Consider the following 20,133-nt stretch of genomic DNA (forward strand, 5'->3'; position numbering starts at 1 on the left):
TATTTTCATTTCTTTTTCTATATTGAAAATATATTTTCATTTTGTTATAATGCAGTTACTGAATCTGAAAACGGAGGGATCCCTATGCGCCCTGACCCTGATCTCCGCCCTGACTCCCTGATGCAGAAGATCCGCAGCGCCAGACAGTCTGACGCCTCCTTCCGCCGGGCGCACCGCACCGTACAGATCATCATGGCCTCCTGGGCGGTCATCGTAGTGCTGGACCGCCTGATCGGGCTGGTCTCCCACTCCTATACAGGGAGCTCCCTCCCCTTTGCGCTGGCCGGCGGGGCCGTCCTGGTGGGCATCGCCTTTTTGGGAGCCCGTGGACACATCCAGGGTGCCCTGATGGTCATGCAGATCAACATGGCCGTCTTTTTGGTCCAGTTTGCCGCCACCTGTTTTCTGTACAGGGAGCACACCGCCCTCTGGTCCACCCTGTTCTACGGGGTGTCCGCCGGTGTGCTGATCGCCGGCTCCCTGATGCTCTTTCTCCGCCGGGATCTGGAAGACTACCGCGCCGCAGTGCGCCGCTTCAAGGGGAAGCAGGACCGCGCTCCCCGTTTCTGCCGCACCAACAGCCGGCTCATCCGCATCAAAAAATAAGATTGCCTATCTGAGTGCCAAAATGTTGAAAAACAGTTTCCTTTCTGGCGGTTTCCTCCTATAATGGTTCTGTCGGGGCTGTGCTTTTCCGCCCCAAGTCCGCCATTTTATGATCGTAAAGAGGGAAACTGTACTATGGAACAGACAAAAGATGTTGTCACCCAGATCCGCACCCACTACAATTCTTTTTCCAAAAGCCACCGGAGGCTGGCTGATTTTATTCTGGAAAATCTCCACGAGGTGGTCTTTCTCTCCATCAATGAGCTCAGCCAGCGGACCGGGATCAGTCCGGCCACCATCACCCGCTTTGCCCGCAGGCTGGATTTTCAGGGCTATCCGGACCTTCAGCGCGGGCTCTATGAGCACCAGAAGCAGTGGGCCCCCTTCGGCCAGCTGAAATCCCTGCTCCGCCGGGAGACCCCTGCCGAGGACGCCGGACCGGATTCCCTTCAGTGGACCATCCAGAACAACATCGGCCTGCTGGAGGCCCTGTACACCCCCCAGCTGCGGGATTCCTTTGCCCGCGCCCAGGAGATCCTGCATCAGGCCCGGACCATCTATATCGCCGGGATGCGTTCCTCCTATGCCACGGCCTACTATCTGGCCTTCATGCTCCAGCAGATGTGTGACAACGTCCATCTGCTCACCACCTCCACCAGCGACCTGCCCACTGCGCTCAGTGATGTCCGTCCGGAGGACTGCCTGCTGGTCATCTCCTATGCCCGGTACACCAGCTCCTCCTATGACATCGTATCCCACTTCCACCGGGCGGGCTGCAAGATCGTCGCTTTGACCGACTCGCTCACCTCCCCCATCGCGCTGAAAGCCACCGAGGTGCTGATCGCCCCCAACGGCGGGAACTTCTCCCCTGTGGGAGCCATCACCCTGTGCAACTGCTTTATCACCTCCCTGGGCCGCCTGAACGCCCAGCAGACCCTGGAGCGGATGGAGCTGCAGGACAAAATTGCCCTGGAGCACCACATCTACCTCTGACCATCTGATTCCGCTCCTTTTTCTTCCGGTATTTTTGCGCCCTCCGGCAGAAGCCGGCCTCCGGAAGGTGCAGGAATATAATATGCCTGTCCCAACGGAAACCGCGAATGAAAAAAAGGAGATGGAAACTATGATCTTTGGGCTGCATCCCCTCTTCGGCTTCCTGCCCTTGCTGCTCTACATCGTTTTGATGATGATGGGCAAGGACATGAACGTCTCTGTCCTTCTGTGCGTGATTCTGGGCGCGATCCTCACCGGAGAATCCATTACCGGCTTCGCCGACACGCTCTACGCCTCCCTGGGCTCCTTCTGTGCCCTCATCGGCTTCATCATCGTCCTGGGCTCCGGTCTGGCGGAAGTCCTGTCCCAGACAAAGGTGGCACACAACCTGGTGTACATGGTAGTCAACCGCTTCAAGCTGAAAAGCAAGAAGATGGCCATTCTGATCTCCATGATCACCTCCACCCTGCTGGTCTCCCTGCTGGGCACCCTGGCCGGCTCCAACGCCATCATTGCCCCCATCCTGATCCCCATTGTGGCCAGCGTGGGGCTCACCCCCTCCACCCTGGGCGTCATTCTCCACGGCGCCGGGGCCACCGGCCTGTATGTAGGCCCCTTCGTCCCCCCGGTGGTCACCATCACCGGCCTGACCGGGCTCTCTTACGGACAGTACCTCATCACCGCCGGCATCCCTCTGGCCGTCATCGTCTGGGGCTCCACCTTCTTCATGGCCTGCCGCACCCAGCGGAAAACCGAGGCGCTGGAGGCCTATGATGAGTCGGGGGACGACGCTTCCGCCTTTGTCCCGGATGCCCGCTGCAAGCGCGCCACCCTGGCCTTCCTGCTGGTGATGGCCGTTATGCTGGGCTACGGCCTGGTGGTGGGCGCCGGCGCCAGCTACGCCATCCTGGTCATGATGACGGCCTCTATCGTGGTAGGCCTGGTGGGCGGCCTGTCCTTCCAGTCCTCCCTCACGGCTATGATCCAGGGCGGCTCCAAAATGTTCTGGATGTTCTTCATGTTCGTCCTGTTCGAGCCCTTCCTCAACTATGTCAGCGCCTCCGGCGCCTTCGATGCGGTCTGCCAGCTCATGCAGCCCCTGATCGATGTGGGCGGCGAGGTCGCCTTCCTCATGCTCAGCGCCGCAGTGGGCATCTTTGGCATCTCCGGCACCGGCGTGGCTCAGGCACAGATCCTCCACGAGCTGTTCCTCCCCATGGTACAGTCCCTCAATATCGCCATGCCTATCTGGGGCATGGTGGTCCTGGTGGGCTGCCAGGTCACCTTCTTCGTCACCCCCACCGTTGATATGGTGGGACAGATGGGCCTGGCCCGCTCCAAGAACATCAAGGCCATGCTGGCCAACGGCTGGGTCATCACTGTCATCACCTTCGCCTATGTTCTCATCCGCGCCATTTTGTACACCATGTGAACGGCATTTGATCAGATTGGAGATGTTTGTATGACGAACTTTGCACTGCTTCAGACCAACATCGCGTTCTGCGATCCCGAGGCCAATTTCAAGCGGGTCCGGGAGCTGTTTGCCCAGGCTATGGCCAAGGACCCCCGTCCCGACGTGGTCGTCCTGCCTGAGGACTGGTCCGCCGGTTTCTCTGATGAGATGTTCCACCACATGGAGGACTTCGTGGAGCCGGAAAACGGTCCCTCTGTCACGGTGCTGCGGGAGCTGGCCCGGCAGTACCAGGTCTGGGTGGTGGGCGGCTCCATCGCCACCCTCCACGCCGACGGCAAGATGCGCAACACCACCTTCCTCATCGACCGGCGGGGGGAGATCGTGGGTGATTACAGCAAAATGCATCTGTACAGCGACATGGACGAGCATGTCCCCTTCGCCAACGGCGACAAGACCGAGGTCTATGACACCGAGCTGGGCCGCCTGGGCATGATGATCTGTTATGACATCCGCTTCTGCGAACTGGCCCGCACCTACGCCCTGAAAAAGGCGGATGTGCTGGTGGTCACCTCCGACTTTCCCAATCCCAGGGTAAACCACTGGCGCACCCTTCTGACCGCCCGCGCCATCGAGAACCAGATGTTCGTGGTGGCCTGCAACCGGGTGGGCCCCAGCCCTATGGGGACCTACTGCGGCCACTCCATCATCATCGACCCCTGGGGCGACATCATCGCGGAGGGCGGCGGTGAGGAGGAGATCATCACCGGCTCCATCGACTACACCAAGACCCGGGAGGTCCGGGACCTGATCCATATGTTCCGGGACCGGCAGCCCACTCTCTACGGGGACACGCTGCTCCGCCCCGTGGACTGAGCCTCCCAAAAGGGGCCTGCCCCAGCATCTTTTTCAGGAAGAAGGTTGTGTATGAAAGCTGATCCTTCCCGCTATCTGGAGTTCCGCCGGGATATCCACCGGCATCCGGAGCTGAGCAACCAGGAGGTGGAGACCACCCGCCGCATCCGGGAATTTCTGGCCCGGGACGGACTGGAGCTGTGCCCCATCGGCGCGCTGAACGGCGGCTTTGTCCGCATCAACGCAGGAAAGGCCAGGACCCTGTGCATGCGGGCGGATATCGACGCCCTGCCGCTGACCGAGCATACCGGCGCTCCGTTCTCCTCCGTCCACGAGGGAGTCATGCACGCCTGCGGCCACGATATGCACACCGCCATCGCCGCTGGGATCGCCTGTGAGCTGAACCGGGTGAAGGATCGGCTGAACTGCAACATTCTGGTCCTGTTTCAGCCCGCCGAGGAGGCAAACCCGGTGGGCGGCGCCCGCCCTGTCACTGAGGCCGGTTTTCTCACCGACCAGCACATCGACGAGATGTACGGTCTGCATATGTGGCCCTCTCTGCCGGTGGGGGACATCGAGCTGCGGCCCGGCCCCATTATGGCGGCCTCCGACCGCTTCCGCATCGAGGTGCTGGGCACTGCCGCCCATGCGGCGGAGCCCCACCTGGGGGTGGACGCCATTGTCATCGGCTCCGAGATCGACTGTGCCCTGGTCCAGAAGCTCCGGCGGGAGGTCAATCCCTTCGAGCCCGTCTCCGTCTCTATCGGCTCCTTCCAGACCTTTGGGCGCTACAATGTGGTCTGTGACCGGGCCGTCCTGGACGGAACGGTCCGGACCACCAGTGAGGAGAGCCGAAACTACCTCCACCGCCGCATTCGGGAGATCCCCCAGCAGATCGCCTCCCTGTACGGCGGGCAGGCCAAGGTGGACATCCAAGCTGGATACGGCGTCCTCCGCAACTCACCGGAGCTGTTCCAGCGCTTTTCCACCCATGCGGCCCGGCTCTTGGGACAGGAACACGTCCACACGGACATCCACCCCAGCCTGATCGGAGAGGATTTCTACTACTTCAGCCATCAGGTCCCCTCTCTGTATTTCCACATTGGCTGCCAGGCCGAGCACCCTTTGCACAACGACGCTTTTCTTCCCCGGGAGGAGGTGCTGGGCGTGGCCATTGATCTGATGACCGACTACTTCCTCGCCCAGGCCTGATCTTTTTCTGAAAATCTGTCTTATGCCGCGCCCGGAAGTGACCCCGGGCGCGGCATTTCTAGTGCGATCTCCTCTCTCATTTATTTATTTGCTTCTTTCCCTTCCATTTTCTCACTTTTGACGTTCATAACAAAATTGTTGTTCAGTTTCTGTTAAAATCGTACACCTTCTCGGTGCAAATCACTGGACTTTCTTTTTTGTTTGTGGTAGTATCCATACGCTGACGGAGACGGTTGCTCTTTCTTTGATCCCAGCGGCCGGACGTCTGGGGGCATTGATGTCTTCTCTTAATTCCCCATAGGGCGTCCGCCGCAGCCGCCACAGTTACGCATCATTTCGTCTGCAAGAAGGTAATCTGCCATGGAATCATATCATTTTATTTTTGATGTGGCCCTGATCCTGCTGGTCACAAAGTGCTTTGCCATGCTTACCAAACGGGTGGATATGCCCCAGGTGGTAGGCTCTCTGCTGGCCGGCCTGCTGCTGGGGCCCAGCATCCTCAACCTGGTCCAGCCCAGTGACTTTCTCGCTATGCTCTCCGAGCTGGGCGTGGTGGTGCTCATGTTCGGCGCCGGACTCCAGACCGACATCCAGGAGCTGAAAAAATCCGGCAAAGCCGCCTTTTTCATCGCCCTGATCGGCGTGCTGGTCCCCCTGGCGGGCGGCTATGTCCTGGCTGAGGTCTTCAACCACGGGGGTTCCTTCCTGGAGAACATGTTCGTGGGCACCGTATTCACCGCCACCTCCGTCTCCATCAGTGTAGAGACCCTGAAGGAGATGGGCAAGCTGTCCACCCGTTCCGGCAACGCCATCTTGGGTGCCGCCCTGATCGATGATATTCTGGGGCTGATCCTGCTGACCCTGATCACCAGTGCCTCTGACAGCAGCATCAGCCTTGGCATCGTGATGATCAAGATCGTGGCTTTCTTTGTTGTCACCGGCGTAGCTGGCTACTTCCTCCACGGGCTGATCCAGCGGTGGATGAACTCTGCCTCCTGGAACCGGAAGCGCTTCGCCGTCATCTCCCTGGCTTTCTGCTTCTTCTATGCCTATGTGGCGGAGGAGGTCTTCGGTGTGGCGGATATCATCGGCGCCTTCTTCGCCGGCCTGATGATTGCCAACACCACCCGGGCTGTCTATGTCAACTCCCAGTGTGAGACCCTCTCCTACATGCTCCTCTCCCCCGTCTTTTTTGCCAGCGTGGGCCTGAAAGTCACCCTCTCCTCCATGGATGGGACCGTCATCCTGCTCACCGTCATCGCCATCGCGCTGGCCATCGTCACCAAGGTCATCGGCTGCGGCCTGGGGGCCAAACTGTTCGGCTACACCAACGCCGAGTCCCTGCGCATCGGTGTTGGCATGGTATCCCGGGGCGAGGTAGCCCTGATCGTTACCAACAAGGGGATCGCCACCGGAATGATGAACCCCATCTTCCTGGCCCCCATGGTCATCATGGTGGCTGCCACCACCATCGTCACCCCCATCATGCTCCGCGCCGTCTACCCAAAGAAGAAGGCCGAAGAGGATTACAGCGACCTGGTACAGAGCGACTTGGTGGACAACTACGAGGAGGTCAGCGACTTCGATTTGGCCGCCCAGACCATGCTGGACATGCACAACCAGCTCCAGGGCAAGGGCCGGGACGGCCGCTCCAAGGGCAGTGGGAAGCCTCCCCGCACCCCTGAGCAGGGCTGACCGTATCTCATTTTCAACAGCGGGCCTCCGGAATCGTTCCGGAGGCCCGCTGTTTCTCCTTTAACTCCCGCTTGCTTTCTCCAGTCCCTGTGATACAATATCACCGATCTCTTGTCTTGCAGTCCCCTGCCGGTCTGCCGTCCCCGAAAGGAGGGGTCCCCTTGTCTGAATCGATCTCCGCCTCCCAGGCCTTTCCCCAACTCCTGGGCACCTGGCTGACAGAGCACGCCCAAGCCGTCTGGTGGTACACCGCCCTGGTCCGCTTCCTCTTCCCCATCCTCGCCCTGCTGGTGCTGGTGCGGGCCATCCGCGGCCTGCTGCGGGTCCCCCACACCCCGGAGCAGTGGGGACAGCTCAGCCTGCCCGGCGGCGGCTCCCTCCCCATCGACCACTGGGAAAATATCCTGGGCCGCTCCTCCTCCGCAGATATCCGCCTCAATTTTTCCACCGTCTCCCGCCAGCACGCCGCCCTTCTCCGGGACGAGTCCGGTTCCTGGTGGGTCACGGACCTGGGCTCCAAGGGCGGCACCCAGGTCAACGGCGTCCAGGTCTCCCAGCGCACCCCCATCCGGGTGGGGGACACCCTCACCGTGGGGGGCGTGGACCTGCTCTTCCTCCCCCTGTCCCGGAAGGAGGGGGAACAGCTCTCCCGCCGGCGGCAGGAGGAGGCCCCTCTGCCCATGTGGCCCTCCCTGCTGTGGCTGACTTTGTTCCAGCTGCTGGCTGCCCTCCAGCTGGCCGTCAGTGCGGGGGCGTCGGTCTCCCCCAGCCTGTTTCTCCTCTTCCCCGGCCTCCCCACCGTCATGTGGACCTACTATCTGGCTTTGCGCCGCTGCGGCGCCCGGGGGTTCGAGATGGAGACCATCGCCTTCTTTCTCTCCACCCTCTCCCTGGCCGTCACCGCCTCCTCCGCCCCCGGCTCTGTGCTGAAGCAGTTCATCGCCATCCTGCTGGGGCTGACCGCCCTTGTGGTGCTGGGGGTGTGGCTGCGGGACACCAGCCGCACCCAGCGGCTGCGCTGGCTGATGGCTGCTGCTGCCATCGCCCTGCTGTCCGTCACCTTGGTGCTGGGACAGACCCGCTTTGGGGCGGCCAACTGGATCATCCTGGGCCCCCTCTCCTTTCAGCCCTCTGAGGTGGCCAAGATCTTCTACATCTTTGCCGGCTCCGCCACTCTGGAGCGGCTGTTCCACAGGCGCAACCTGGGGCTGTTCATGGTGCTCACCGGGGTATGTCTGCTCTGTCTGGCGCTGATGAGCGACTTCGGCACCGCCCTCATCTTCTTCGCCACCTTCCTGGTGATCGCCTACCTCCGCTCCGGCGACTTCGCCACCCTGTCCCTGATCTGCGGCGGGGCCCTGTTTGCCGGCCTGCTGGTCCTCAACTTCAAGCCCTACATCTTCCGCCGCTTCGCCTCCTGGGGCCACGCCTGGGAGTTCGCCTCCACCACCGGCTATCAGCAGACCCGGGCCATGTCGGCCGCTGCCTCCGGCGGCCTGGTGGGGGTGGGGGCCGGAGAGGGCTGGCTGCACACCGTGCCGGCGGCGGACACCGACCTCGTATTCGGCATGCTGTGCGAGGAGTGGGGCCTGCTCATCGCCCTGCTGGCGGTGGTCTCTATCGTCACCCTGGCCCTCTTTGCCGCCCGGGCCTGCCGGGTGGGCCGCTCCGCTTTCTATACCATCGCCGCCTGCGCCGCGGGCTCACTCATGGTGGTGCAGACCGCCCTGAACATCTTCGGGGCCATGGACCTGCTCCCCCTCACCGGCGTCACCCTCCCCTTTGTCTCCAACGGCGGCTCCGCCATGCTGGCCTCCTGGGGCCTGCTGGCCTTCCTGAAGGCCTCTGACACCCGGGAAAAGTCCAGCTTTGCCATCCGCTCTCCCGCCGGAAAGGAGGTACCTGTCCCGTGAAAAAGATCGAACGCCGGGCCGTGCTCTGCCTGGTGCTGGCCGGCCTGCTGCTGGCCGGCCTGGCCCTCTTCCTCTTCCGCTTCTTCTCCGACGGGGGGCACTGGGCCTCCTCCCCCTTCAACCGCCACCTGTACAACAGCGCCGGACAGCTCATCAGCGGCACCCTGCTGGACCGGGACGGTGAAGTGCTCTCCGACGTGGACCAGTCGGGCAGCCGCACCTATCCCGATGGGGAGACCCGCCGCAAGTCCATCCTTCACGTGGTAGGCGACCCCTACGGCAGCATCGGCACCGGGGCCCTCACCGCTTTTGCTGACCGCCTCACCGGCTTTGACCTGCTCAACGGCGCCTTCGGGGCCCAGCGGGGCAATCAGGTGTACCTCACCATCGATGCGGACCTGAATGAGACCGCCTACCGGGCCCTCAACGGCCGGAAGGGCACGGTGGCCGTCTACAACTACCAGACGGGGGAGATCCTGTGCCTGGTGTCCTCCCCCTCCTTCGATCCCCGGAACATCCCCTCCGGCTTGGAGACCGATCCCAGCTATGATGGTGTCTATCTCAACCGCTTTCTCTCCTCCACCTTCCCGCCCGGCTCCATCTTCAAGACGGTGACCCTGGCGGCAGCGCTGGAGGAGCTGCCCGGCCTGGAGGAGCGCACATGGGTCTGTGAGGGCTCGGCCCAGATCGGGGACGGGACGGTCACCTGCACCGCCGCCCACGGGGAGCAGGACATCCGAGAGGCCCTGGCCAACTCCTGCAATGTGGTGTTCGGCCAGCTGGCGGTGGAGCTGGGCGGCTCCACCCTGGAGCGCTATGCCGGGAAGGCGGGCCTGACCAGCCGCTACTCTGTCAACGGCATCCCCACTGCCGCCGGCAGCTTTTCCCTCACCGGAATTTCGGACAACGACCTGGCCTGGGCAGGCGTGGGCCAGTACCACGACGCGGTGAACCCCTGCTCCATGCTGGTCTACATGGGGGCCATCGCCAATGGTGGAAGGGCCGCCGTCCCCTGCCTGCTCCTTCAGGTGGACACGCCGGGCCTGCCCGATCTGCCCCAGTTCACCCGCCGCACCGGCCGCCTCATCGCCCGGGACACCGCCGAGACCCTGGCCGACATGATGGCCTACAACGTCACCGCCGCCTACGGGACCAGCCGCTTTCCCAATATGGACCTGTGCGCCAAGTCGGGGACAGCGGAGGTGGGGGGCGGCCAGGCCCCCCACGCCTGGTTCACCGGCTTCCTCCGGGATGAGGACCACCCCTACGCCTTTCTCGTGCTGGTGGAGAACGGCGGGAGCGGCTCCTCCGCAGCCGGAGATGTGGCCTCCCGGGTGCTCAACGCTCTGGTGTCCCCCTGATTTCCCCCGTCCGGCAGAGGCCCTTCCCTGCCGGGCGGATTTTCTTCCCCCTTCCCGTTGCATTTGTTATGCCGATATGGTACAGTTGACTTATGTAACAGCCGCGGTGTAGAAAGGCAGGTGAGCGGCTTGGCGCCCAGCAAGGAAAAGCTCCTCCGTCTGGCCCATGTGGCCCGGCGCTACTATCTGGAGGACTGGAAGCAGATCGACATTGCCCGGGAACTGGGGGTGTCCCGTCCCCTGGTGAGCCGGATGCTGGGGGAGGCCCGGGAGCTGGGCGTGGTGCAGATCACCGTCTACGAACCGGGGGAAGAGAGCGCTGTCCTGCTGGACCGGCTGCGGCTGTCCACCTCCCTCCAGGGGGGCGTGCTGGTGGAGGACGGCCGGGACGACGACGCCACCAATCAGCTGCTCTCCCAGGGGGCCGTGGACCTGCTGCGGCAGATCGGCGCCCGCCGCCTGGGGGTAGGCTGGGGCCACCTGATCGGCCAGCTGGTGACCTGGCTGGAGGAAAATCCCCAGCCCAGCAGCACCGTCACTGATATCTTCCCCCTGGTGGGAAATGCCAGCATCCCTGCCCGCAACTACCAGTCCAACGAAAACGTCCGCCTCATGGCCCAGCAGCTGGGCGCCGCCCCCCACTTCCTCTATCTCCCCGCCCTGCCGGAGAGCCTGGAGGAGAAGCAGCTGCTGTGCTCCACCGAGGTCTACCGCCAGATCCAGGACCAGTGGGTTCAGATGGACACCGCCCTGGTCAACATCGGAAACTACCCCTCCAGCCCCGACTTTGCCTCCCTGGTCCGGTACGGCAGCCTGCTCCAGCAGCAGCACACCTGTGGACGGCTGCTGGTCTACTACTTCAACGAGGCAGGCACGGTGATCCAGTCGGATCAGGACTTCGCCATCCAGATCCCTCTGGAGCTGCTGAAGCAGTGCCCTCATATCGTGGGCGTCTGCTCCGCCAACACCAGTGAGAAAGCCCTGCGGGGCGCCCTGCGGTCCGGGATCTTCACCCACATCGCAGCCCGGGCGGAGCTGGTCAAGTCCCTGCTGGGCCAATAAGTAACATATGTAACTCCCTGCGGAGGATCGTCCCTCCACAGGGAGTTCTATTTTTGTCTGTTTTGCATAAATTTCAATATATCATTACGTAAATGACAGAGAAAAAAAGATCTATCTATTGATTTTTGTTACCTTTTATAGTAGTATCTACGCACAGAAGTAACACAGCCCAGCAGGAGCTTTCCTAAGTTTTGTCCAGGAGGGAGGTGACACCATATGACCAAGCAGGAATTTGCATCCCGGCTTCAGAACGCCTGTGCGGCAGTGACCGCCGCAGAGCAGGAGCTGACGGAGATCGACTCCCGGTTCGGCGACGCCGACCACGGCCTGACCATGAGCAAGATCGCCAAAGCCATCTCCGCCGCAGCAGGGGAGTCAGAGGGCGGCATCCAAGCCATGCTGGACGATGCGGCCATGGCTGTCATGGTCCTGAACGGCGGCAGTGCCGTCCCCCTGTGGAACACCTGGCTGGATGGTCTCCAGGAGGAGGCCCCCGAGGGGAATGAGATCGATACGGCGGGCATCCAGGCCATCTTCGCCAAAGCGCTGAAGGCCCTCAGCGACATGTCCGGCGCCAAGGTGGGGGACAAGACCATGATGGACGCCCTGATCCCCGCCAGTCAGGCCATCGCTGCCTACTCCGGCAGCGATGAGGCCGGGCTGTTCGACGCCGCCGCCCAGGCCGCGCTCCAGGGGGCCGAGGCCAGCAAGCAGTTCGTCTCCAAGTTCGGCCGTGCCAAGAGCTACGGCGAGCAGACCATCGGGACCCCGGATGCCGGGGCCGCCTCCATGGCCTATTTCTTCCAGGGGCTGGCACGGCCCTGAGCGCATCTCCATTGATTTTGAACGGGAGGTACTCCATATATGAAAATGAAGAAGTTTATCAACTCCCCCGAGACCATCACCGACGAGGAACTGGTGGGTCTTGGCCTGGCCTACCCCGACATTCTGGAGGTGGACGGCCATCTAGTCATCAGCAAGGACCTGGCCGACGCAGACCGGGTGACCATCGTCACCTACGGCGGCTCCGGCCACGAGCCCGCCCAGGCGGGTTTTGTGGGCAAGGGAATGCTGGACGTGCAGGCGGTGGGCGATATCTTCGCCGCCCCCAACGGCAAGCTGGTCTTTGACGCCATGAAGCTGGCCGACAAGGGCCACGGCGTTCTGCTGCTCACTCTGAACTACGCCGGCGACCAGCTGGCGGGCAAGCAGGCCATCAAGCTGGCCCAGAAGGCTGGGCTGAACTTCCGCCAGGTGGTCACCGGCGAGGAGATCCAGTACGACCCCAGCGGGGAGGACAACAAGCGGGGCCTGGCCGGTGCGGTGGCCCTGTATCACATTGCGGCCGCCGCCGCCCGGGAGGGCAAGAGCCTGGACGAGGTGGCCGAGATCGCCCAGCGGTACGCCGACAGCATGGCCTCTGTCACCGTCAAGTCCACCGACGCCACCCACCCCCAGAACGGCATGTCTTTCGGCGACCTGGGTGAGACCGACCTGATGGAGATCGGTGCCGGCCAGCATGGCGAGGGCGGCGGCGTCCGGGTGCCCATGATGTCCTCCAAGGATACCGTGGCCACTGTGGCCGAGGCCCTGTCCAAGAAGCTGGAGCTGAAGGCGGGCGACAAGGCCTTCGTGATGATCAACGGCTGCGGCGCCACCACCATGATGGAGATGCTGGTGCTGTTCAAGGACACCGTGGAGTTCCTGAAAGCCAAGGGCGTGGAAGTGGTGGCCAGCATGGTGGGAGAGATCCTCACCGTACAGGAGGCCGCCGGCTTCCAGATGAACATCGCCAAGTGGGACGACGAGTTCATCCGCCTGTGGAACACCCCCTGCCACACCCCTGCGTACAGCAAGGAGTAAGACATGGCTGACAACATCGGAAACAAGGCCGCCCACGACTATCACCTGGACATCGCCCCGGTCCAGGAGGGCTTCTATGTGAAGGGGGCCGCCCACTGCGACTGGGGCATGAAAAACCGTCTGTCCCGCCTCTTTGATCCCAAGTCGGGCAACACGGTGATGCTGGCCTTTGACCACGGCTACATCATGGGCCCCACTGCCGGGCTGGAGCGCATCGACGTGGTGATCCCTCCCCTGATCCCCTATGTGAACGTGCTCATGGGCACCAAGGGCATCCTCCGCTCCTGCATTTCCCCCGCCGCCCCGGTGGCCAAGTGCGTCCGGGTGACCTATGACACCACCGTCCTCTTCGATGAGATGTCCAATGGCGGCGGCATCGCCTGCGACATCGAGAACGCGGTCCGGATGAACGCGGACTGTATGGCCGTCCAGACCTTCATCGGCGCCCCCGGCGAGTCCCGCTCCCTGGAGCTGCTGTGCCGCACCGCCGATGCCGGCGCCCGGTACGGTATCCCCACTCTGGGTGTAGTGGCGGTGGGGCAAACGAAGGGGGGCCCCCGNCGGCGCCCGGTACGGTATCCCCACTCTGGGTGTAGTGGCGGTGGGCAAACAGATGGAGCGCACCGAAAAGTTCTTCCAGCTGGCCACCCGTGTGCTGGCGGAGAACGGGGCCAACGTGGTCAAGAGCTATTACTGCGACGGCTTCGAGCGGGTGGCCGCCGCCTGCCCGGTGCCCATCGTCATCGCCGGCGGCAAGAAGCTGCCTGAGCTGGAGGCCCTGGAGATGGCCTACCGGGCCATTGCGGAGGGGGCCCGCGGGGTGGACATGGGCCGGAACATCTTCCAGTCCGACTGCCCCGCCGGCATGGCCCAGGCCATCGGCAAGGTGGTCCACGGGGGCTACACCGCCCAGCATGCCTTTGAGGTCTACCAGGAAATCAAAAACGCTTGATCAGGAGGGAACTTTCATGTCCGCTGAGTATATGCACATTGGTATCCCCATCACCAACAAAAAGCCCGGCATGACCTACAACGAGGGGGCCAAGTTCTGGGTGAGCAACGTGGACGACTACGACTACAAGATCGAGTATCTGAAATTTGAGGAGGGCACCCCCTTCCCCGAGGTGCTTCACCGCTGCCCCCACGTGGCCTACAAGGTGGACAGCCTGGAGAAGTACATTGCCGACGCGGACAGCGTCATCTGCGGCCCCATGCAGGCCAACGACCAGGGCGACCAGCTGGCCTTCGTGTGGAAGGACGGGGCCATCCTGGAGCTGTATCAGCCCAAGTAGAACCATACTCTCACCCACACGCCAAGAGCGGGGCGCTCCTTCGGGAGCGCCCCGCTCTGCTGTCTGCCCCTCCGGGGAACTTCGCCAGCCGTCCCCGTCCGGCTTGCTGAGGATGGCTCCCGCCCCCTGACAGGGCAGATATTTCAGAAAGCGGCGCACCACCATGCGGGCGCTCTTCCGGCTCCGGAAGGCCCGGGCACTGTCCGCCCAGCCCTTCGGGGCGGGGTCGGGCACTTCTTTACAAATTGGGGATAGAATTCCCAAAAAATCGTGGTAAAATGGAGCTTATCTGTAAAACCGGCGAGAGCCGGCACAAGGAGGAGCTCCCTATGGACATCGCTCAGCTGGCAGACCGCCTGACTGCGGAGACCGCCAAGATCATCTACGGCAAGGAGACGCAGATCCGCCTGATCGTCATGGCACTGCTCTCCCAGGGCCACGTGCTTCTGGAGGACCTGCCCGGCGTAGGCAAGACCACCCTGATCAAGACCCTGGCCGCCGTGTCCGGCTGCCGATCCAAGCGCATCCAGTTCGTCCCCGACCTGCTGCCCGCCGACATCCTGGGCATGAACATCTATGACCGGAACCGGGGGGAGTTCCGCCGCCTGCCCGGCCCCGTGTTCACCAATCTGCTGCTGGCCGACGAGATCAACCGGGCGGTCCCCCGCACTCAGTCCGCCCTGCTGGAGGCCATGGAAGAGCGGCAGGTCACCATCGACGGCGAGACCCTTCCCCTCCCCACCCCCTTTGTGGTGATGGCCACCCAGAACCCGGTGGAGTCGGAGAGCACCTTCCGCCTCCCCGCCGCCCAAATGGACCGCTTTCTCATCCGCCTCTCCATGGGCTACCCCGCCCCTGAGGAGGAGCGGCGGATGCTCTTCTCCCTGGGAGACAGCATCCCGCTGGACGGTCTGGAGACTGTCACCTCCCCGGAGGAGCTGGTGGCCGCCCAGGACTCCCTCTCCCAGATCCGGGTGTCCCCGGAGGTGGCCGGCTACTTGGTTTCCTTGGTGGGGGCCACCCGCAGCCACCCCATGGTCCGGATGGGGGCCAGCCCCCGGGCCTCCCGGGCCCTGTTCCGGGCCGCCCGGGCCTGGGCCGCCATGGCGGGCCGCTCCTTCGTTACCCCGGACGACATCCAGGCCCTGATCCACCCCGTGCTGGCCCACCGGCTGCTGCTCACCAACGAGGCCCGGCTCTCCGGTGTCACCGCTGACGGGGTGCTGGACCAGATCGCCGCCCAGCTTCCCGTCCCCCCGGCGGCGGGAGATGAGTTCCATGGAGCGTAAGGCCCTGTTCGGCCGGGGCTCCAGCCTGCTGATCTCTTCCCCTGCCCTGGTGCTGTTCGGGGCCGGGGTCCTGCTGGCCCTGCGCCTGGGCAGCGGCGGGGGGGCGGGGGGGTGCCTGTTCTTCCTCCTGCTGGGGCTGGGCGNTGGTGCTGTTCGGGGCCGGGGTCCTGCTGGCCCTGCGCCTGGGCAGCGGCGGGGTGGCGGGGGTATGCCTGTTCTTCCTCCTGCTGGGGCTGGCCGCCCGGTGGTGGGGGAGCAGAGCCATACGCGGCGTCTCCATCCAGGTGGAGTGCCCCCGCCCCCGGCTCTTTCCCGGGCAGCAGACCCAGCTCATCTACCATCTGGAGAACGGGAAGTCTCTGCCGCTGATCTGGCTGGAGCTGTCCCAAAACGCCCCGGAGGAGGGGTGCCTCACCCCCGACGATGCCTTTGAGTCCTATCTGCAGCCCGCCCCGGATCAGGAAGGGGGCGCCCCGGTCCCCGCCCTGCGCCAGTCCTTCTCCTTTGTGGGGAGCTGGCAGACCATCCAGGTTGAGAGCACCTGGACTGCCCAGCTGCGGGGACTGTACCGGGTCCACCGACTGGTGGCCCGCTCCGGGGACGGCTTCGGGCTGGTCCAGGGGGAACAGCCCCTCCCCGCCGGGCAGATCCCCGCCATCGCCGTCTATCCCCGGCCGGTGGAGGTGGACCTCTCCCTCTTTCTCCGCCCCCAGTGGGACTGCGCCGCCGGCCGTCAGGGGTGGATGGAGGACAACACCGTGCTCCGGGGCTGCCGGGAGTACCAGCCCGGAGACAGCTGGAAGCATATCAACTGGCGCATGGCCGCCCGGGAGCAGGGCACGCCGGTGAACCTGTACCAGACCATCCAGCCCAGAGGGCTGCGCTTTCTGCTGGATGGGGAGTCCTTCTGCGGTCTCTCCCAGGACTGGAGGGAGCTGGAGGGGGCCCTGGAGGTACTGGCCTCCGTCCTTTCCGGCCTGTCTGGCGCAGGGGTGGACTGCTCCCTCTCCCTCCCCCACTCCCGCCTCTTCGGTCCCATGACCGTCTCCTCCGGGGAGGGCGGCGGGGACGACCTGCTCTTCTATCTGGCGGGCTACCGCTGCCTGGCCCAGCGGGTCCCAGAGGAGAGTCGCTCCCCCCAGGGGCCGGCCTTTCTCCCCTCCCGCTTCGCCGCCGACGCGGTCCCCCAGTCCGGCACCGCCTATCTGATCACCTGCTCCGGCAGCCGCCTCCCCGCCGCCCTGATGGAGCGGCTGGACCCAGGGCAGTTGTGGGTGCTGTGCGCCCAGGACTGGGAGGTCCCCGCCCGGGCCGGGTTCCGGTCCCTCTCCTTGGACTCCCTGCGGAAAGGGGGGAGCCGCCCGTGAACCAGAGCCGTTCCCGCCTTGTCGATTTGGCCGGCCTGCTGTCCAATGTGACTGCCCTGCACACCCTGTTCTCCATCTTCGCCTTCCGTCAGACCGGCCGGTCTGATCCGGCCGGCCTGCTCATCTGGTGCGTCTGCCTCTCCCTGACCTGTGGGGGGCTGGCCCTGTTTCTCCGGCGCCCCCGGACCCAGCGCTCCGTCCTGCTTCTGGCGCTGGCCGCTCTGGCCCTCCAGGGGGCCGTCGTCTGGCTGTGGGGGGTGCGCTATCCCTCCCTGCTGTCCTGGCTGTGCCTGCTTGCCATGTGGGGCTTCTCCTACTTCCGCTGCTATGAGCTGCTGATCCGCCCCACGCCCGCGGAGCAGCTGATGGTCTCCTTCGAGACCGCCTCCCTGGTCCTGCTGGCCGCCGCCCTGTGCACCGCCGCCGGTGTCCTCCCCCTGGACACAGCCCTGGCCCCCGCCGCCGGCACTCTGCTGGCCCTGGCAGCCCTGGCCGGACAGAGAGCCTCCAACAGCCGTCCCGGCGGACAGGCCGCCGGCTCCCTCCGGGGGCGTCTGCTCCTTCTCCTTCTGCTGGCCGCCCTGGGCGGGGGCGCAGCCCTGTGCGTGCTGCTGTTCACCGGCACCGCCGCCCAGGCCCTCACCGCCCTCACCGGCTGGCTGCGTGAGCTGGCCTCTGGGGCGCTGGCCCTTCTGGACCGGTTCTTCCGCTGGCTCTTCTCCCTCTTCCCTGCCCCGGAGACCGGCTCCCTAAACCTACCCGATCCCATCTCCGCCGCAGGCGGCCCGGCCGGCGAGGCCGTCCAGAGCAGCGATGCGGTCCTCTATGTGCTGGCCGGCCTGGTCCTGCTGGCCGGCGTCGGCGCGATCCTTTGGGCCCTCCGCCGGGGCGGAAGCCGCACCCGGTCCCACCCTCCGGTCCGCAGGGGCCGCGTCGTGGACCGCCGCAGCCCACGGGACACCCTGGCAATGCTGTGGTCCCGGCTGGCGGACCGCGTCCGCTTCCAGCTCACCTACCTGGCCCGGCGGAATACCCCCGCCGGCGTGCTGGTGTGGCTGGACCGCCGCCTGAAGCGCCGCCGCAGGGGCCGCCGGCCGGGGGAGACCTGCCGCGCCTTCCTGGACCGGGCGGCGGCGGAGCTGCCCGGCTGTGCCCAAGAGCTGGGGGAGCTGGCCCGCTGTCTGGACCAGCTCTACTTCGGCGGCGGAGCCCCCGCCTTCTCCCCAGCCCGAGCCTCAGAGCTCCGCCGAGCCCTGCGCCTGGCCTCCCGTCCGCCGGAGAGGCCCGCACGGCACTGACTCCCCCTCCGCGCCCCGAGATCTCCCAGTGGAGAGTCCTGGGGCGCTTTTTCTCCCTTTCCGCTGTCCTGTTGGTCAAAAAAACAGCTGTAAACGAAAAAATGCCCCCAATTTTCCGGAAAATACTCTATCCTTTTCCTCCTGTTTGTGATAAGATAGTAACCTCAGTGTGCAGAGGACCGCACGGCGTTTCGGGGCGGGCAGACCGCGGGCGTGCCGCCCTTTGTGCACTGAGCGGACGCAAACTGTTTTTACCATGGAGTGTAAGGAGCGAGACGACTATGATCACCGTCACCGATCTGGGGCTGCAGTACGGCGGACAGCCCCTGTTTTCTCACGTGGACCTGCAATTCACCCGGGGCAACTGCTACGGCATCATCGGCGCCAACGGGGCTGGCAAGTCCACCTTTTTGAAGATCCTGTCCGGGGACCTGGAATCCACCAGCGGCACCGTGTCCATCCTGCCCAACGTGCGCATGTCGGTACTGAAGCAGGACCAGAACGCCTATGATGCCTACAACGTCATGGACACCGTCATCATGGGCAACCAGCGCCTATATGAGGTGGGCAGGGAGAAAGAGGCCATCTACGCCAAGGAGGAGATGACCGACGAGGACGGAATGCGGGCCTGTGAGCTGGAGGAGGAGTACGCCGAACTGGGCGGCTGGGAGGCGGAGAGTGACGCCAGCCGCATTCTCCAGGGGCTGGGCATCGGCACGGAGTATCACACCAGCGACATGGCCACCCTGGATGCCCGTCTGAAGGTGAAAGTGCTGCTGGCCCAGGCCCTGTTCGGCAATCCGGACATTCTGATGATGGACGAGCCCACCAACAACCTGGACATCGACGCCATCAACTGGCTGGAGGACTTCCTGCTAGACTTTGAGGGCACCGTCATCGTGGTCAGCCACGACCGCCATTTCCTCAATACCATCTGCACCCACATCGTGGATATCGACTACAACAAGATCAAGATGTATGTGGGCAACTACGACTTCTGGTATGAGTCTTCTCAGCTGGTGCAGCAGCTCATCAAGAATCAGAACAAGAAGAACGAGGAGAAGATCAAGGAGCTCCAGGACTTCATCTCCCGCTTCTCCGCCAACAAGTCCAAGAGCAAGCAGGCCACTGCCCGGCGCAAGCTGCTGGACAAGCTCACCGTGGAGGAGATGCCTGCCTCCTCCCGCCGCTACCCCTGGGTGGGCTTTTCCCCCGACCGGGAGGTGGGCAAGGACATCCTCTTTGTCACCGATGTATCCAAGACCATCGACGGGGTGAAGGTGCTGGACAAGGTCTCCTTCATTGTGGAGCACGGGGACAAGATCGCCTTTGTGGGTGACAATGAGAACGCTCACACCGCCCTGTTCAAGATCCTCGCCGGCGAGATGGAGCCCGACGAGGGCACTGTGAAGTGGGGGCAGACCGCCACCTTCTCCTACTTCCCCAAGGACAACACCGAATATTTCAAGGACTGCGACGACAATCTGGTACAGTGGCTGCGCCAGTTCTCCCCTGATCCCCAGGAGCAGTATCTCCGTGGCTTCCTGGGCCGGATGCTCTTCTCCGGCGACGAGGTGTATAAGCCCGTGAAGGTCCTCTCCGGCGGTGAGAAGGTGCGGTGCATGCTCTCCCGGATGATGCTGTCCGGGGCCAACGTGCTCATGCTGGACCAGCCCACCAACCACCTGGATCTGGAGTCCATCGCCGCCCTGAACAACGGCCTGGAGGCGGTCAAGTGCAATGTGCTGGTCTCCTCCCACGATCACCAGCTCATCCAGACGGTGTGCAACCGGGTCTTCGACTTCACTGAGGACGGCAGGCTCATCGACCGGAAGCTGACCTATGACGAGTATTTGGAGCGGCAGAAGGAGCAGCAGGGCTGAGCGCCGCCTGCCCCCCATCCCACTGACTCAGGA

The 20,133-nt window shown here is 63.9% G+C and carries 17 protein-coding genes; all 17 read left to right on the plus strand.

Features of this window, described 5'->3' with window-relative positions; genetic code table 11:
* Window positions 1–84 precede the first annotated feature (84 nt).
* Window positions 85–606 (plus strand): hypothetical protein, encoded by a 522-nt coding sequence (locus tag BN1969_RS03200; RefSeq protein ID WP_050622972.1) that lies wholly within the window; start codon window positions 85–87, stop codon window positions 604–606.
* 135 nt (window positions 607–741) lie between these two features.
* Window positions 742–1,599 carry a MurR/RpiR family transcriptional regulator gene (locus BN1969_RS03205; protein ID WP_050622973.1) on the plus strand — a complete coding sequence of 286 codons (858 nt, stop codon included), beginning with the start codon at window positions 742–744 and terminating at the stop codon, window positions 1,597–1,599.
* A 130-nt stretch (window positions 1,600–1,729) separates the two neighbouring features.
* Entirely contained in the window at window positions 1,730–3,031 is a 1,302-nt protein-coding gene (locus tag BN1969_RS03210; RefSeq protein ID WP_050622974.1) for a Na+/H+ antiporter NhaC family protein, read from the plus strand.
* A gap of 30 nt (window positions 3,032–3,061) precedes the next feature.
* Window positions 3,062–3,886 (plus strand): carbon-nitrogen family hydrolase, encoded by an 825-nt coding sequence (locus BN1969_RS03215; RefSeq protein WP_050622975.1) that lies wholly within the window; start codon window positions 3,062–3,064, stop codon window positions 3,884–3,886.
* A 51-nt stretch (window positions 3,887–3,937) separates the two neighbouring features.
* Complete coding sequence (locus BN1969_RS03220) at window positions 3,938–5,077, plus strand: M20 metallopeptidase family protein (RefSeq protein WP_050622976.1); 1,140 nt, start codon at window positions 3,938–3,940, stop codon at window positions 5,075–5,077.
* A gap of 360 nt (window positions 5,078–5,437) precedes the next feature.
* Entirely contained in the window at window positions 5,438–6,772 is a 1,335-nt protein-coding gene (locus tag BN1969_RS03225) for a cation:proton antiporter (RefSeq protein WP_082203483.1), read from the plus strand.
* A 161-nt stretch (window positions 6,773–6,933) separates the two neighbouring features.
* On the plus strand, window positions 6,934–8,685 hold the full coding sequence (locus BN1969_RS03230; RefSeq protein WP_242850273.1) for an FtsW/RodA/SpoVE family cell cycle protein: 1,752 nt from the start codon (window positions 6,934–6,936) through the stop codon (window positions 8,683–8,685).
* On the plus strand, window positions 8,682–10,046 hold the full coding sequence (locus tag BN1969_RS03235) for a penicillin-binding transpeptidase domain-containing protein (RefSeq protein ID WP_050622977.1): 1,365 nt from the start codon (window positions 8,682–8,684) through the stop codon (window positions 10,044–10,046). The genes BN1969_RS03230 and BN1969_RS03235 overlap by 4 nt, the downstream gene beginning before the upstream one ends.
* Window positions 10,047–10,175: 129 nt before the next feature.
* Window positions 10,176–11,108 carry a sugar-binding transcriptional regulator gene (locus BN1969_RS03240; RefSeq protein ID WP_050622978.1) on the plus strand — a complete coding sequence of 311 codons (933 nt, stop codon included), beginning with the start codon at window positions 10,176–10,178 and terminating at the stop codon, window positions 11,106–11,108.
* A 216-nt stretch (window positions 11,109–11,324) separates the two neighbouring features.
* The gene (locus BN1969_RS03245) at window positions 11,325–11,933 is read left to right on the plus strand and encodes a DAK2 domain-containing protein (protein WP_050622979.1); all 609 of its coding nucleotides are present in this window, start codon (window positions 11,325–11,327) and stop codon (window positions 11,931–11,933) included.
* Window positions 11,934–11,972: 39 nt separating this feature from the next.
* Entirely contained in the window at window positions 11,973–12,971 is a 999-nt protein-coding gene (locus BN1969_RS03250; protein WP_050622980.1) for a dihydroxyacetone kinase subunit DhaK, read from the plus strand.
* A gap of 676 nt (window positions 12,972–13,647) precedes the next feature.
* Window positions 13,648–13,923, plus strand: a complete 276-nt coding sequence (locus BN1969_RS18960; RefSeq protein ID WP_336454701.1) for a beta/alpha barrel domain-containing protein — start codon at window positions 13,648–13,650, stop codon at window positions 13,921–13,923.
* A gap of 16 nt (window positions 13,924–13,939) precedes the next feature.
* A complete protein-coding gene (locus tag BN1969_RS03260; protein ID WP_050622981.1) occupies window positions 13,940–14,263 on the plus strand; it encodes a hypothetical protein in 324 nt (107 codons plus the stop codon).
* Window positions 14,264–14,592: 329 nt separating this feature from the next.
* Window positions 14,593–15,552, plus strand: coding sequence for an AAA family ATPase (locus BN1969_RS03265; RefSeq protein WP_050622982.1), 960 nt, complete (start codon window positions 14,593–14,595; stop codon window positions 15,550–15,552).
* A gap of 146 nt (window positions 15,553–15,698) precedes the next feature.
* Window positions 15,699–16,919 (plus strand): DUF58 domain-containing protein, encoded by a 1,221-nt coding sequence (locus BN1969_RS03270; protein WP_050622983.1) that lies wholly within the window; start codon window positions 15,699–15,701, stop codon window positions 16,917–16,919.
* On the plus strand, window positions 16,916–18,217 hold the full coding sequence (locus BN1969_RS17795) for a DUF4129 domain-containing protein (protein WP_050622984.1): 1,302 nt from the start codon (window positions 16,916–16,918) through the stop codon (window positions 18,215–18,217). The genes BN1969_RS03270 and BN1969_RS17795 overlap by 4 nt, the downstream gene beginning before the upstream one ends.
* A 281-nt stretch (window positions 18,218–18,498) precedes the next feature.
* On the plus strand, window positions 18,499–20,100 hold the full coding sequence (locus BN1969_RS03280) for an ABC-F family ATP-binding cassette domain-containing protein (protein WP_050622985.1): 1,602 nt from the start codon (window positions 18,499–18,501) through the stop codon (window positions 20,098–20,100).
* The last annotated feature ends 33 nt before the right edge of the window (window positions 20,101–20,133 follow it).

It is taken from the genome of Clostridium phoceensis (assembly GCF_001244495.1).
GTDB lineage: Bacteria > Bacillota > Clostridia > Oscillospirales > Oscillospiraceae > Lawsonibacter > Lawsonibacter asaccharolyticus.

Bases quoted from the DNA above. Each gene is read 5' to 3' on its own strand.
- BN1969_RS03250 (WP_050622980.1), top strand. From the start codon at position 11,973: ATGAAAATGAAGAAGTTTATCAACTCCCCCGAGACCATCACCGACGAG.
- BN1969_RS03215 (WP_050622975.1), top strand. From the start codon at position 3,062: ATGACGAACTTTGCACTGCTTCAGACCAACATCGCGTTCTGCGATCCC.
- BN1969_RS03280 (WP_050622985.1), top strand. From the start codon at position 18,499: ATGATCACCGTCACCGATCTGGGGCTGCAGTACGGCGGACAGCCCCTG.
- BN1969_RS03260 (WP_050622981.1), top strand. From the start codon at position 13,940: ATGTCCGCTGAGTATATGCACATTGGTATCCCCATCACCAACAAAAAG.
- BN1969_RS03265 (WP_050622982.1), top strand. From the start codon at position 14,593: ATGGACATCGCTCAGCTGGCAGACCGCCTGACTGCGGAGACCGCCAAG.
- BN1969_RS03200 (WP_050622972.1), top strand. From the start codon at position 85: ATGCGCCCTGACCCTGATCTCCGCCCTGACTCCCTGATGCAGAAGATC.
- BN1969_RS03225 (WP_082203483.1), top strand. From the start codon at position 5,438: ATGGAATCATATCATTTTATTTTTGATGTGGCCCTGATCCTGCTGGTC.
- BN1969_RS03210 (WP_050622974.1), top strand. From the start codon at position 1,730: ATGATCTTTGGGCTGCATCCCCTCTTCGGCTTCCTGCCCTTGCTGCTC.
- BN1969_RS03220 (WP_050622976.1), top strand. From the start codon at position 3,938: ATGAAAGCTGATCCTTCCCGCTATCTGGAGTTCCGCCGGGATATCCAC.
- BN1969_RS03245 (WP_050622979.1), top strand. From the start codon at position 11,325: ATGACCAAGCAGGAATTTGCATCCCGGCTTCAGAACGCCTGTGCGGCA.
- BN1969_RS03205 (WP_050622973.1), top strand. From the start codon at position 742: ATGGAACAGACAAAAGATGTTGTCACCCAGATCCGCACCCACTACAAT.